Here is a 13,750-nt window from a genome sequence, read left to right as displayed (position 1 = left end):
GCGGGCAACCCCAGCGGTCTGGGGCTTGACGTAGGGCATTGTTGCGCTGCCTGTTAATCTCTCCAATACTCCAATATCAATGTTTACTTGACGGTTTATGCAAGTAAAAACACCTCCACCCCACCCTTCCCCCAAACACCGCGCCGTACTGGGCCAGCTCAGCGACATGGACCTGCGCCTCTTGCAGGTCTTCAAGAGCGTGGTCGAGTGCGGCGGCATGTCGGCCGCCGAACTGGAGCTGAACATCGGCACCAGCACCGTCAGCCGCCACATGAAAGACCTGGAAACCCGCCTGGGCCTCACCTTGTGCCGCCGGGGCCGGGCCGGTTTTGCCCTCACGGCCGAGGGGCAGCGCGTGTACGACGAGACCCTGCGCCTGCTGTCGGCCGTGGACGCCTTTCGCAGCAGCATCGACGACATCCACCGCCGCATGGGCGGGCGGCTGGAGGTGGCGGTGTTCGACAAGACCGCCAGCAACCCGGCCGCGCACATCGGCGATGCGATTGCGCTCTTTGCCAGCCAAGCGCCCGAAGTCAGCCTACAGATGCACGTGGCGTCCATCCCGGCCATCGAGCGCGGGCTGATCGACGGCAGCTTCCACGTTGGCATCATCCCGGCGCACCGCACGTCGCAAAGCCTGGTCTATGCCGACCTGTTCGCCGAAACCATGCTGCTGTACTGCGGCGCGCGCCACCCGCTGTACGGCACCGACCATGCTGCGCTCACCTGGGAATCCCTGCGCGCCTACCAGTTTGCGGGCCTGGGCTACCACTCGCCCAACATGGAGCTGAGCCACAGCACCCGCCTGCCGCGCAAGGCCACCGGGTTCGACCAGGAGTCGATTGCCACGCTGATCCTCTCAGGCCGCTACCTGGGTTTTCTGCCCGACCACTACGCCGAAGGCTTCGAGCGCCAGGGGCTCATGCAGGCCGTTCTGCCCGCGCAGTTCCACTACCGCTGCCAGTTTGTGAGCGTGCTGCGCAAGTCGCCGCAACCGCCGAGGGCGGCGCAGGCGTTTGCACAATGCCTACTGGAGGCCCATGGTTGATGACTTGCCCGCAGCGCGGCGCAGGCAGACAATGCCAACTCTTTGGCGCTTTTGAGCGGGACACACCATGGCAACCATTTCTTCGATTGGCAGTTCCGGCCTGCAGGCCGCGCAGTTGCGGCTGGATGCCTCGGCCAACAACGTGGCCAACATGAACACCCCCAACTACCGCCGCCAGGTGGTGGCGCAGGAAGAGGCCGCCGACAGCGCTGGCGTGCGCGCCACCGTGCAGCGCCAGCAAGAGGCCGAGGGCGTGGCGCTGGAGAAGGAGGCGGTCGAGCAGATGTCGGCCACCTACGCCTTCAAGGCCAATCTGCAGACCATCAAGGCACAAGACGAAATGATGGGTTCGCTGCTGGACGTAAAGGCCTGAGTCGTTTCTCCCGCGCTCCCCACAATGCCCCGCCAGCCGGGGCATTGTTGTTTTCAGCGCCAGCGCTTGAGTGGCCTCGGGCGACATCAGCTGGCTACAGCCAGCCCGGCCAGCCGGTGAACGAGCCAGCGTTGAAAGGCCAAGCCGGTAGCGGTGCGGCTGCGCAAGGGAATGCTGTACATGGGGGCTCCTTCGTACGGGTGGTTCAGACGTTGGTTCAAACGGCCTGCAAGGCGGCTGGGCTGGGTGCCTGTCTGGCGTCGTCAGCGCCGCGCCGAGCAGCCCGGTCCCACGCCTTTTCATGGAAGAAGAACGCGACCGCCTGCACCGTGGGCTCCAGCAGGCTCAGCGTGAGCGAGGCCCATAGGTTGCCCGTGACGGCATAGGCCACCAGGGCGGCCACGCAGATGTGGATCACGTAGTAGCTGCCAGTTTTCATCAGCATGGTTTTGTTCTGGCGGGCAGCGCGGCGGATGTGGGACATGGCGGACTCCTTTTCACTTCTTCATCAGGGCCTGCGGTGGTGTGCAGGGATGTTGAAATGGTAGTAATTCTCAATAGCGTTGGCTAATTGATCATCACTAAGCTGGAGATAGCCACTATCAAGCGGCCATGCATCCCGGTCGGGCGGCGCCATGCCAACCAAACTGGTTCAGCGCGTGAACCAGTTCACCGATGGGGCTCAAAAAAAGCCGCTCCGCGCCATGCCCCCGTTGCTATGATGGCCGCTCTTTTCAACCCCCCTTTTGCTTTGGGAGCACACATGGCCCTCATGGACTTCATCAAGAAACAGTTCATTGACATCATTCAATGGACCGAAGAGGGGGACGGCACGCTGGCCTGGCGCTTCCCCATGGCGGGCATGGAAATCCAGAACGGCGGCACGCTGGTGGTGCGCGAGTCGCAGATGGCCATCTTCGTGAACGAAGGCCAGGTGGCCGACGTGTTTGGTCCCGGCACCTACAAGCTCACCACGCAGACGCTGCCGGTGCTCACGTACCTGAAGAACTGGGACAAGCTCTTCGAGTCCCCCTTCAAGAGCGATGTGTACTTCTTCAGCACGCGCCAGCAGATCGACCAGAAGTGGGGCACGCCCCAGCCCATCACGATCCGCGACAAGGACTTCGGCGCCGTGCGCCTGCGCGCGTTCGGCAACTACGCCTTCCGCATTGCCGACCCCAAGGCTTTCCACACCGAAATCTCGGGCACGCGCGAGTCGTATCCCGTGGCCGACCTGGAAGGCCAGCTGCGCGGCCTGGTGCTGCAGAACATCAGCAACGCCATTGCGGGCAGCGGCCTGCCGTTCCTCGACCTGGCGGCCAACCAGGTGAAGTTTGCGGAGGCGATGGTCAAGGAACTGGCGCCCATCTTTGCCAAGCTGGGCATCTTGATCGAATCTCTCACGGTGCAGAACGTCTCGCTGCCCGAAGAGCTGCAAAAGATCCTCGACCAGAAGATCGGCATGGGCATGGTCGGCAACGACATGGCCAAGTTCATGCAGTACCAGACCGCGCAGGCGATCCCGAAGTTCGCTGAAGCCAGTGGCGGTGGTGGCGGCATTGCGGGCGATGCGATGGGCCTGGGCGCGGGTGTGGCGCTGGGCCAGGTGCTGGCGCAGAACCTGCAGCAGGGCCTGCAGACCCCGGTGGCACCCGCTGCTGCTGCGGCAGCGCAGGCCGCTGCGGCCCCGGTGGGCGTCAAGCCCGAAGAGGTCATGGCAACGCTGGAGAAGCTGGGCGAACTCAAGTCCAAGGGCATCCTCACGCAGGAAGAGTTCGACGCCAAGAAGGCTGAGCTGCTCAAGAAGCTGGTCTGAACCCGGTTGCTATCATAAATATAGCTGCTTGCGCTGGAGGGATAAGCGCTAGAGGCCAAAAAGGCCTCAAAGCCGTGTAGCGCGGCGCAGGCAGCAGCCCCACGATGGCCACCGACCCCACACAGCGTTACTACCGCGCGCCCTGCCCGGGCTGCGGCGCGCCGGTTGAATTCCGCAGCGCGCAGTCCACGCACGCCGTCTGCGGCTACTGCCAGAGCACCGTTGTGCGCAGCGGCGACGTGCTCACGCGCCTGGGCAAGATGGCCGAGCTGTTCGACGACCACAGCCCCCTGCAGCTCATGGCCAGCGGGCGCATCCAGCTCGACGGCAAGGATGTGCCCTTCACCCTGGTGGGTCGCCTGCAATACAAAGGCGATGCAGGGGTCTGGACCGAATGGGCCGCCTTCCTGAACGATGGCACGTTGGCGACGCTGGGCGAGGACAACGGTGCCTATGTCTTCACGCGCCCCATCGACCCCGGCCGCGAAATGCCTGCGCCCGAGCGCTTTCGCATCGGCACCACCACCGCCATCAACGGCAAGCCCTACAGCGTGGCCTACACCGGCCAGGCATCGCTGATCTCCGCCCAGGGCGAACTGCCCAAGCTGCCCCCGCTGGGCCAGCCCTTTGGCATGGTCGAGCTGCGCAGCGCCGACGGTGAAGTGGTCAGCATCGACTACGGCCACACCCCGCCCAACGTGGAGCGCGGCAAGTCGGTACTGCTGGAAGACCTGCAGCTCCAGGGCCTCAAGGACGAATCCGCCAAGGACGAAAAAGGCCGCCAGTTCAACTGCCCGCACTGCGGCGCGCCCGTGCAGGTGAAGCTGGCGGGCACCAAAAGCATCACCTGCGGTTCCTGCGCCAGCATCATCAGCCTCGATAGCGGCGTGGGCGGCGAACTGCGCTCGGCCGAGCAGGACGAGCCCGTGCAGCCCCTCATTCCGCTGGGCAGCAAGGGCCAGCTGCAGGGTGTGCACTGGCAGGTGGTGGGTTTTCAGCACCGCATGGGCGTGGAGCCGGGCGACGACGAGCACTTTGGCTGGAGCGAATACCTGCTCTACAACCAGAAGCGCGGGTTTGCCTTCCTGGTCGATTCCGAAGAAGGCTGGAGCATGGTGCGCCCCACCACCGGTGCGCCGCAGCTCTCGTCCAACGGCCGCACCGCCACCTACATGGGCACCAAGTACGAGCTCAAGTACACCTACGAGGCCGAAACCACCTACGTGCTGGGCGAGTTCTACTGGCAGGTCACGCGGGGCCAGAAAACCAGCAACCGCGACTTTGCGAGCGCGAAGGGCCTGCTGTCGCTGGAGCAGACGCCGAACGAAGTCACCTGGTCCGCCGGTGACAAGCTGGCCAGCGACACCGTGGCCAAGGCCTTCAAGCTCGAAGACAAGGCCGATGTACTGCAGCGCGACGACCCTGGCCCCTTCACCGCCAAGTCGGGCCTGGGCTGCGGCACCATCATCCTGATTGCGATCATCATCATCATCCTGCTGATCATCCTGAGCAATTGTTCGGGGTCGTCGGGCAGCGGCTACCGCAGCTCGGGCGGCTCGTTCGGCGGATACTCGTCCGGCGGAAGCCACAAGTAGGCGGGCGCTCCAAGGCGCCTGCCTGCAGACAGATCCATGAGCCCCGTCTTCACCACCCCACCACCCCCCACACACCACCGTTTCAAGGAGTTCACACCATGATGGGAATCGAATGGCTCCGGCCCGCAGCCTTCCTCGGGTCCATGCTGTACGCGCTGATTGGCGTGGTCATTTTCTGGCTGTGTTTTGTCATCGTGGACAAGATCACGCCCTACGACCTGTGGCGCGAGATCGTCGAGAAACAAAACAAGGCCCTGGCCATGGTGGTGGCGGCGATGTGCCTGGGGATCAGCATCATCGTGGCGGCGGCCATTCACTGACGCACCTTGCCTGAAACGGCGCGCGCCCCTGCGGCGCGCCGGTACCTGCCTTGCAATCCGACCTGACTTCTCCTGCCTCGCCGTCCGAGGCACCGGGCGCCACCGCCGGCCCCCGCCCCATCGAAATCGCCCTGCTCATCAGCGTGTTCGTAGTGGCCGCCTGCGGCCTGCTGTACGAGCTGGCTGCGGGCGCGCTGGCGTCGTATGTGCTGGGCGATTCGGTGCTGCAGTTTTCCACCATCATCGGCACCTACCTGTTTGCCATGGGCGTGGGCTCGTGGCTGTCGCGGTACTTCGAGCGGCAACTGCCCGCGCACTTCTTGCGCATCGAATTGCTGGTGGCGCTGATTGGCGGAGCCTTGCCAGCCACGCTGTTCCTGGCCAATGCGTACACGCCCGGCGCTTTCCGGTTTCTGCTGTACGGCATGGTGTTGATGGTGGGCACGCTGGTGGGGCTGGAGATTCCGCTGGTGATGCGCATCTTGAAGCGCAACGTGGCGCTCAAGGACCTGGTCTCGCAGGTGCTCACGTTTGACTACCTGGGCGCGCTGGCGGTGTCGATGGCGTTTCCGCTGCTCTTGGTGCCGCACCTCGGGCTCATCCGCACGGGGCTGCTGTTTGGCGTGATGAATGCGGCCGTCGCATTGTGGGCGGTGTGGCTGTTTCGGCACGAGTTGCGGCGCCTGAAGGCGCACCTGGCGGCCTGCGTGATGGTGCTGGGCATCTTGCTGGCCGCGCTGGCGGGGGCCGAGCAGATCACCAGCGTGGCCGAAGACAAGTTCTACCAGGACCGCATCGTCTTCAGCACTGCGTCGCCCTACCAGCGCATCGTGGTCACACAGGGCCGCCTGGGGCACCGGCTGTACCTCAACGGCAACCTGCAGTTTGCGCAGGCCGACGAATACCGTTACCACGAGGCGCTGGTGCATCCCGCCATGGCCGCCCATGGCGCGCCCAAGAAGGTCGCGGTGCTGGGCGGCGGCGACGGCATGGCCGTGCGCGAGATCCTCAAGTACCCCTCGGTGGAATCCGTGACGCTGGTGGAGCTGGACCCGGCCATGACGAAGATCTTCAGCGAGAACCCACGCCTTGCGCAGCTCAACGGCCACGCGCTGCAGAACCCCAAGGTGAAGATCGTCAACACCGATGCATTTGGCTGGCTGCAGGATGGGTCGGACACGTTTGATGTCATCGTGGTGGACTTTCCCGATCCCACCAATTTCTCCATCGGCAAGCTCTACACCAACAGCTTTTACGCGCTGCTGGACAAGCGCCTGGCCGCCAGCGGCTACGCGGTGGTGCAGACCACCTCCCCGCTGGTCGCGCGCAAAAGCTACTGGACGGTGGCGCAGACCATCGAATCCATCGGCCTGCAGACGGCGCCCTACCACGCGCATGTGCCCAGCTTTGGCGAATGGGGTTTCATCATCGCCAGCCGCAGGCCCTGGCGCCTGCCGGAGGCACTGCCAGCCGATTTGCGGTTCTTGGGTGCCGACACGCTGCCGCTGTTGTTCGACTTTCCGCTCGACATGGCGCGCGTGCCGGCCGAGGTGAACCGGCTGTCGAACCAGGCGCTGGTGCACACGTACGAACGCGAATGGGGAAAACATTGAGAAGCCCCCCTGAGCCGCTTCGCGCCATCCCCCCGCTCTCGCAGCGCTGCGCGCAGCGGGCAGGGGGACGCCCCCAGCGCGGCGGGGCGGCCCGTGCGCGGGGGCCGCTGGTCTGGGCCGCGCCGGTCGCAAGCGGCGCAGGCGTTGCGTACACCCGGAGACACTGACGCCATGCAACGTCGCCATTTCCTAGCCACCGCCGCCGCCTCGACTGCCGCCGCAGTGCTCCTGCCGGGTTGCGACAAGGCCCCTCGCGTCTTGGAAGGCGGCTTCACCGGCATCGACATGGCGCGTGGCCACCAGCTGCGCGACCTGCTCAAGACCGGCACCTTGCCCGCCCCCAGCGTAGTCCGCCGTGCCCAGGTCATCATCGCGGGCGGTGGCGTGGCGGGGCTCGCTGCGGCGCGGTCGCTGCGGCTGGCGGGGGTGGAGGACTTTGCGCTGCTGGAGCTGGAAGACGGTGCTGGCGGCAACAGCCGGGGCGGGGCCGTGAGCGGCATTGCCTGCCCGCTGGGCGCGCACTACCTGCCCGTGCCCGGCGACGATGCGCGCGAGGTGCAGGATCTGCTGGAAGAGCTGGGCCTGCGCCGCCGCGTGGCTGGCCGCTGGCAGTACGACGAACGCCACCTGTGCCACAGCCCGCAGGAGCGCCTGTTTTTTGACGGCGAGTGGCAAGAAGGCCTGCTGCCCGTGCACGGTGTTAGCGAAGCCACGCTGGCGCAATACCGCCGCTTTGCACAGGCGGTGGAGCGAGAGGCGAAGGCCGCGCGGTTTTCCATGCCTGCGCTCAAGCTGTTGGGGCCAAAAAATCCTCTAGCGCCCGCCCATCAAGCGCTGGATGCCATGACTTTCAGTGTTTGGCTGGCGCAAGAGGGCCTGGATGACGAGCACCTGCTCTGGTACCTGAACTACTGCTGCCGCGACGACTACGGCGCGGGCGTCGCGCGCGTGTCGGCCTGGGCGGGCATCCACTACTTTGCCAGCCGCCACGGCTTTCACGCGCCCGGCGAGTTGGTGGATGAGGCGCGCGAAAGCGTGCTCACCTGGCCCGAAGGCAATGGCTGGATCACCCAGCGCCTGGCCGAACCGCTTGCCAACACTGTGAATGGGGGCGGCCAGCTGCGCACCGCCACCAGTGTGCTGCGCATCACCGAAACCCGCCACGGCGTGGAGGTGGACGCCTTCAACCATGCCACCGACAGCGTGGAGCGGTGGCAGGCGCCGCGCTGCGTCGTGGCGCTGCCCGTGTTCGTGGCGGCGCGGGTGGTGCACAACCCGCCCGCTTTTTTGACCGGCGCAGCGCAGCGCCTGCAGTCGGCCCCCTGGCTGGTGGCCAACATCCACATCGACAGCCCGCTCACCGACCGCCCCGGCGCTGCCCCCGCGTGGGACAACGTGCTCTACGCCGACCCCACCGCCGGTGGCCTGGGGTACGTGAACGCTGGGCACCAGCGGCTGGACACGGGCGCCGCGCTGGCCGGGCCCACCGTGCTCACCTACTACCAGGCGCTGGGCGATGTGCAGGGCGGCCGCCAGCAGCTGGCCACCCAGCCCTGGCAACCGTGGGCCGAGGCCGCGCTGGCCACCCTGGCCGTGCCCCACCCCGACCTGCGCCAGCGCGCCACACGCGTGGACATCACGCGCTACGGCCACGCCATGGCCATCCCGGTGCCGGGTACGCAGCAGTTTTTAAGCCAAATTGGCCTCCAGCGTTTATCAGGTAAGCGCAAACAGCTATCAAATGGTGAGCAATCGCCCTGGATTCCCACCCCCACCACGGCGCGGCTCGCGTTTGCGCACAGCGACTGGTCGGGCTATTCGGTGTTTGAAGAGGCCTTCACGCGCGGGCACGGTGCCGGGCTGGTGGCGGCAGGCTGAACCCCGATGGCGGGCCCCGAAGTGCACATCGACGTGGCGCGGCAGCAGCTCCACCTGATGCTGGACGGGGCCATCCTGCGCACCTACCCGGTATCCACCGCCCTGAACGGCGTGGGCGAACACAACGGCAGCGGCTGCACTCCCCGCGGTCTGCACCGCGTGCGCGCCAAGGTGGGCGCGGGCTGTGCGCCTGGCACGGTCTTTGTGGGGCGGCGCGCCACGGGCGAGGTGTATGCCCCCGAGCTGGCTGCAGCACACCCTGGCCGCGACTGGATCCTGAGCCGTATCCTCTGGCTCACCGGCTGTGAGCCCGGCGTGAACCGGGGCGGCGCGGTGGACACGCTGCGCCGCTTCATCTACCTGCACGGCTGCCCCGATGGCCTGCCCATGGGCGTACCCGCCTCGCACGGCTGCGTGCGCATGACCAACGCCGATGTGATCGACCTGTTTGACCGGGTGGCCGTGGGCACGCGGGTGTGTATCCACAGCACCCAGACCCCCAGGCTCATGGAGGGCGCAGCACCATGACGGACAAGGCCCACCCCGGCAGCCCGCCGCCTTCGCTCGACCGGCGCTTTCTCGTGTTCCTGGGCCCCTTGGTGCTCACCAACATCCTGCAGGCGCTCACCGGCACGGTGAACCACATCTACGTGGGACGGCTGCTGGGTGCGGGCTCGCTGGCGGCGGTGGCCTCGTTCATGCCGCTGTTCCTGCTGCTCAGCGCCTTCATCTTCGGGCTGGGCAATGGGTCGTCCATCCTGGTGGGCCAGGCCTTTGGCGCGCGCAACCACGCGCGGCTGCATGCCGTGGCGGGCACCACGCTGTGCGCCGGGGTGCTGCTGGGCCTGGTGCTGGCCGCCCTGGGGCTGTTGGCCGTGCGGCCTCTGATGCTGCTGCTGGGCACGCCGGCCGACGTGCTGCCCCAGGCGGTGGCCTATGCGCGGGGGATGATGGTGCTGTTCCCCGTGCTGTTCACCTCCATGCTCACGGCGGCGCTGCTGCGTGGCACGGGCGACACCGTCACGCCGCTGCGCGCGCTGGTGGTGTCGCTGTCGGTCACGCTGGTGTGCGCGCCGCTGTTCATCCGGGGCGTGCCTGCCCTCGGGCTGCCTGCGCTGGGCATCCTGGGTGGCGTGGCCGCGCTGCTGCTGGCCACGCTGTGCTCGCTGGGCTACACGGCCTGGCACCTGCGGCGCCGCGCGCATGTGCTGGCCCCCACGCGGGCGCTGGCCGCGCATCTGCGGCTGGACGCTGCCTTGCTGCGCACCCTGGTGCGGCTGGGCGTGCCCACGGGCCTGTTCTTCATCACCGGCTCGCTGGCCGACCTGGGCCTGCTCAGCCTGGTCAACGCGCATGGCTCGGCAGCCACGGCGGCGTGGGGGGCAGCCAGCCAGGTGATGTCGTATGTGCTGTTCCCGGCGATGGCCGTGGCCATTGCGTCGTCGGTGTTTGCGGCGCAGGCCATTGGTGGGGGCCACGGGCAGCAGCTGGCGGCCGTCACGCGCACCGGCATGCGCATGAACCTGCTCCTCACCGGCGGCCTGGCCCTGCTGATGTTTGGCGCTGCGCCCTGGGTGGTGGGCCTGTTTGTGGCCGACGCCCGCGTGATCGACATCGCCGCACGCGTGCTTCCCATCACGGTGTGGGGCGCGGTGTTTTTTGGATGGGCCAGCGTGTATTCCAGTGTGATGCGTGCCAGCGGCACGGTGCTGGCACCCACGCTCATTTCACTGGGGTGCCTGGCCTGCCTCATCGTGCCGCTGGGCTGGCTGCTGGGGCGCCAGTTTGGGCTGGTGGCCACCTGGGTGGCCTACCCTGCCACGTACCTGTGCGCCCTGGTGCTGCAGGGGCTGTATTTCCACGGGGTATGGCGGCGCCAGGCATTGCAGCGGCTGGTGTGATGCGCCAGCAATTTGCACCAAAAAATGGACCTGTCGCTTATCCATCAAGCGCAATGAGCTATGAAAATAATAGCGTGTTGCGCACAACCGTCGCCTGCGTTTCAGCCGCGCCGCATGTCCAGCCACAGACCCGCACACAGCGCCACGCCCACCGCAAACAGCATCCAGGTCCGCGAAACCGCGTAGGGGTAGAACATGAGCGCCACGCCCCACCAGCGGGTGCGTGGCTGCTGCGCTCTTTTGCCGTGCCAGTAAGCCGCCATGCCGATCAGGCCAAACACGATGGCGCCTGCGATGTAGGCGGGGCTGGGCAGTTCCAGTCCGAGGGATTGCAATGCAGAAAGGGTGTCCATAGGGAATAGGGGCTGTCCAGCGTTGTGGGTGGGGAATGGTGGGGGAGCGCAAGGCGAGTGTGACTCTCGACCCTGGCAAAAGGTCCGTGTCCATTGGCTGCATGCCGGGGCATATCCTGGTGCCTGCCTTTCATGGTGGCGTCACAAGGGCGCGGCATCGTGCGGGTTTTGGCTTTATTCCCCATGAACATGTTCCGACTCTCCTTCATCGCCGCCAGTGCAGCCCTGCTGTGCGCCGCCTCTTCTGCAGCCCTGGCCCAGCAGGCCTACCCCGCCACGCTGACCGGCCACGCGGTGCTGCCCGCCCTGACGATGATTGCCGCCCCCAAGGACGCGCCACACGACCTGCAGGTGGCGGGCAAGTTCACCACACCCCGCCGGGTGGACGCCGTGGGCAGCGTGATGGGCCAGTCGGGCGGCCGCGACACCGGCGTGTCGCTGCCGTTCCAGGGCCAGCCCATCCAGGGCCACTCGGGCATCAAGCGCATGGCCGATGGGTCGTTCTGGATCCTGACCGACAACGGCGCGGGCTCCAAGGCCAACTCGCCCGACTTCATGCTGCACCTGAGCCACTACACCGTGGATTTCAAAAGCGGCCAGTTCAATCGCCACAAGACCATCTTCCTGCACGACCCGGACAAGAAGATCCCGTTTCGCATCACGCACGAAGGCACCGACAAGCGCTACCTGACCGGTGCCGACTTCGACCCCGAGAGCTTCCAGTTCGCCGGTGGCGCGCTGTGGATTGGCGATGAGTTCGGCCCTTTCCTCATCAAGGCCGACCTGAATGGCAAGGTGCTCGGCGTTTTCGAGACCCAGGTGGACGGCAAGACCGTGCGATCGCCCGATGCGCCCGGCGTGCTCATGCCCGGCGCGCCTGATGCCAAGCCCACTGCGTTTGTGGTCAAGCGCTCCAAGGGCTACGAAGGCATGGCCGCCAGCAAGGATGGCAGCAAGCTCTACGCCCTGCTGGAAGGCGCGCTGTGGAACGACGACGCCAAGGCGTATGAAAACGTTGGCGGCAAGCAGTACCTGCGCGTGCTGGAGTTCGACGTGAAGACCGAGCAATGGACGGGCCGCCACTGGAAGTACGTGCTGGAGGCCAACCACCACGCGATTGGCGACTTCAACATGATCGACGGCACGACCGGTTTGATCATCGAGCGCGACAACGGCGAAGGCACGGCCGACAAGGCCTGCCCCGAAGGCCAGAAGCGCACGGATTGCTTCCACGACCTGGCCAAGTTCAAGCGCGTCTACAAGGTGGAGATGAGCGACGCCAACGTGGGCGGCGAGATCCGCAAGGTGGGCTACATCGACCTCATGAACATCCAGGACCCGCAGCGCCTGGCCAAGAAGCCGCTGAACAACGGTGTGTTGACCTTCCCGTTCTTCACCATCGAGAACGTGGACATCGTGGACGGCACGCACATCGTGGTGGGCAACGACAACAACCTGCCCTTCAGCAGCAGCCGCGATCCGAACAAGGCGGATGACAACGAGCTGGTGCTGCTGGAGGTGGGCGGGCTACTGCAAGCCAAGTAACCCGGCGCCAGCGCGCGGTGGGGGCCGGGTGGCAAAATTCCCGGTTCCCCTTCCAACGCTCCACAAGCCGCGCCACCATGTTCACAGGCATCGTCCAAGCCACGGCAGGCATTGCCGCCATCCACGACCGCGCAGGGCTGCGCACGTTCACGCTCGATTTCCCCGAGGGCTTCTGCCAGGACCTGGCCATTGGCGCCAGCGTGGCCACCGACGGCGTGTGCCTCACGGTCACCGAGATCCTGTCGCCCACGCGGGCCAACTTCGACGTGATGCTGCAGAGCCTGAACATCACCACGCTGGGCAGCTACGGCCAGGGCGACCGCGTGAACGTGGAGCGCGCGGCCAAGGACGGTGCCGAGATTGGCGGCCACCCGCTGTCGGGCCATGTGGACTTCACCGGCACGCTCATCGAGCGGCGCGAGTTCGACAACAACCTGGTGTGGCGCGTGGCCGTGCCCGAGGCGTTTCGCCGCTACATCTTTGCCAAGGGCTACATCGCCATCCACGGGGCCAGCCTGACGGTGGCCGAGGTGAACCGGCAGGAGGGCTGGTTCGAGATCTGGATGATTCCCGAAACACGCCGTGCCACGGTGTTTGAAGCCAAGAAGGTAGGCGACCGCCTGAATATCGAGATCGAGCGCAGCACCCAGGTCGTGGTGGACACCGTCCGCGAGGCCGTGCAGGAAAGCCTGGGCCGCCTGCAACCGGTGCTGGAGGCGTTGTTGAAAGAAAAGGGCTTGTCGCTCGACGACTTCGTGCAGGCGCCCGTGCTGCCGCACTGATTGAACCAAGCTCACTCATGTCCGTGGTGGTGCGCCCGCTGGCGCTGAGCGATCTGGCCGACCTGCTGGCCGTGCAGCTGGCCTGCTATGGCGAGGGGTTTGTGGAAAGTGGCGAGGTGTTTGCCCGCCGCCTCGCCAGCCCCGCCAATTGCTCGGTGGTGCTGGAGCGCGGCGGCACGGTGTGCGCCTACCTGGCGGCCTACCGCAGCGTGCGCGGCAAGGTCACCCCGCTGCACGGCGACTTTGAGGCCGTGGCCCTACACGACACGCTGTACCTGCACGACATGGCCGTGCTCCCTGCCCATGCGGGGCAAGGCCTGGCCCACGCGTTGCTGCAGCCCCTGTGGGCGCAGGCCCGTGCAGAAGGGCTGCGGCACAGCGCGCTGGTCTCGGTGCAGGGCTCGCAGGCCTACTGGGAGCGGCAGGGCTACGCGCTGCACCCCTTGCCGGACGCCGCCCAGCAGGCCCGCCTGGCCAGCTACGGCGAAGGCGCTGTGTACATGGCGCGCACGCTGTAGGCTTGGCG

General features: G+C 66.4%; 14 protein-coding genes. 12 read left to right on the top strand and 2 right to left on the bottom strand.

What is annotated here, in order from left to right:
• Window positions 1-97 precede the first annotated feature (97 nt).
• Both ACSQ22_RS03230 and ACSQ22_RS03225 read left to right on the top strand, forming a co-directional pair.
• Window positions 98-1,048, top strand: coding sequence for a LysR family transcriptional regulator (locus ACSQ22_RS03230; protein WP_055398026.1), 951 nt, complete (start codon window positions 98-100; stop codon window positions 1,046-1,048).
• A 67-nt stretch (window positions 1,049-1,115) separates the two neighbouring features.
• Window positions 1,116-1,421, top strand: coding sequence for a flagellar basal body protein (locus ACSQ22_RS03225; protein ID WP_055398029.1), 306 nt, complete (start codon window positions 1,116-1,118; stop codon window positions 1,419-1,421).
• A 217-nt stretch (window positions 1,422-1,638) separates the two neighbouring features.
• On the opposite strand, the gene ACSQ22_RS03220 is transcribed toward ACSQ22_RS03225, so the two are convergent.
• Window positions 1,639-1,905, bottom strand: coding sequence for a DUF2061 domain-containing protein (locus ACSQ22_RS03220; RefSeq protein WP_121508120.1), 267 nt, complete (start codon window positions 1,903-1,905; stop codon window positions 1,639-1,641).
• Between the two features lie 279 nt (window positions 1,906-2,184).
• On the opposite strand from ACSQ22_RS03220, the gene ACSQ22_RS03215 reads away from it, so the two are divergent.
• From ACSQ22_RS03215 to ACSQ22_RS03185, 7 genes are all read left to right on the top strand, one after another.
• Complete coding sequence (locus ACSQ22_RS03215; RefSeq protein ID WP_436129410.1) at window positions 2,185-3,237, top strand: SPFH domain-containing protein; 1,053 nt, start codon at window positions 2,185-2,187, stop codon at window positions 3,235-3,237.
• 104 nt (window positions 3,238-3,341) lie between these two features.
• On the top strand, window positions 3,342-4,832 hold the full coding sequence (locus ACSQ22_RS03210; protein WP_055398036.1) for a DUF4178 domain-containing protein: 1,491 nt from the start codon (window positions 3,342-3,344) through the stop codon (window positions 4,830-4,832).
• A gap of 98 nt (window positions 4,833-4,930) precedes the next feature.
• A complete protein-coding gene (locus ACSQ22_RS03205; protein WP_055398038.1) occupies window positions 4,931-5,152 on the top strand; it encodes a DUF350 domain-containing protein in 222 nt (73 codons plus the stop codon).
• Between the two features lie 50 nt (window positions 5,153-5,202).
• Window positions 5,203-6,765 carry a polyamine aminopropyltransferase gene (locus tag ACSQ22_RS03200; protein ID WP_306555544.1) on the top strand — a complete coding sequence of 521 codons (1,563 nt, stop codon included), beginning with the start codon at window positions 5,203-5,205 and terminating at the stop codon, window positions 6,763-6,765.
• Between the two features lie 171 nt (window positions 6,766-6,936).
• The gene (locus ACSQ22_RS03195; protein ID WP_436129409.1) at window positions 6,937-8,643 is read left to right on the top strand and encodes an NAD(P)-binding protein; all 1,707 of its coding nucleotides are present in this window, start codon (window positions 6,937-6,939) and stop codon (window positions 8,641-8,643) included.
• Window positions 8,644-8,649: 6 nt separating this feature from the next.
• Entirely contained in the window at window positions 8,650-9,171 is a 522-nt protein-coding gene (locus tag ACSQ22_RS03190) for a L,D-transpeptidase family protein (RefSeq protein ID WP_436129408.1), read from the top strand.
• Window positions 9,168-10,544: an MATE family efflux transporter gene (locus tag ACSQ22_RS03185; protein ID WP_436129407.1), complete on the top strand. Its 1,377-nt coding sequence runs from the start codon at window positions 9,168-9,170 to the stop codon at window positions 10,542-10,544. The genes ACSQ22_RS03190 and ACSQ22_RS03185 overlap by 4 nt, the downstream gene beginning before the upstream one ends.
• A 101-nt stretch (window positions 10,545-10,645) precedes the next feature.
• Here the strand turns inward: ACSQ22_RS03185 and ACSQ22_RS03180 are convergent, their stop codons facing one another.
• Window positions 10,646-10,897 carry a hypothetical protein gene (locus ACSQ22_RS03180; RefSeq protein WP_436129406.1) on the bottom strand — a complete coding sequence of 84 codons (252 nt, stop codon included), beginning with the start codon at window positions 10,895-10,897 and terminating at the stop codon, window positions 10,646-10,648.
• A 189-nt stretch (window positions 10,898-11,086) separates the two neighbouring features.
• On the opposite strand from ACSQ22_RS03180, the gene ACSQ22_RS03175 reads away from it, so the two are divergent.
• The 3 genes from ACSQ22_RS03175 (at window position 11,087) to ACSQ22_RS03165 (ending at window position 13,742) form a co-directional block, all read left to right on the top strand.
• On the top strand, window positions 11,087-12,442 hold the full coding sequence (locus tag ACSQ22_RS03175; RefSeq protein WP_436129636.1) for an esterase-like activity of phytase family protein: 1,356 nt from the start codon (window positions 11,087-11,089) through the stop codon (window positions 12,440-12,442).
• Window positions 12,443-12,519: 77 nt separating this feature from the next.
• Window positions 12,520-13,224, top strand: coding sequence for a riboflavin synthase subunit alpha (locus ACSQ22_RS03170; protein ID WP_218300792.1), 705 nt, complete (start codon window positions 12,520-12,522; stop codon window positions 13,222-13,224).
• Between the two features lie 17 nt (window positions 13,225-13,241).
• A complete protein-coding gene (locus tag ACSQ22_RS03165; RefSeq protein WP_436129405.1) occupies window positions 13,242-13,742 on the top strand; it encodes a GNAT family N-acetyltransferase in 501 nt (166 codons plus the stop codon).
• Window positions 13,743-13,750: the final 8 nt, after the last annotated feature.

The organism is Acidovorax sp. LjRoot38 (assembly GCF_964252975.1).
In the GTDB taxonomy this organism is placed as follows: Bacteria; Pseudomonadota; Gammaproteobacteria; order Burkholderiales; family Burkholderiaceae_C; genus Acidovorax; species Acidovorax facilis.
Note: the sequence above shows the minus strand (reverse complement) of the source record. Positions and strands in the feature narration are given on the sequence as shown.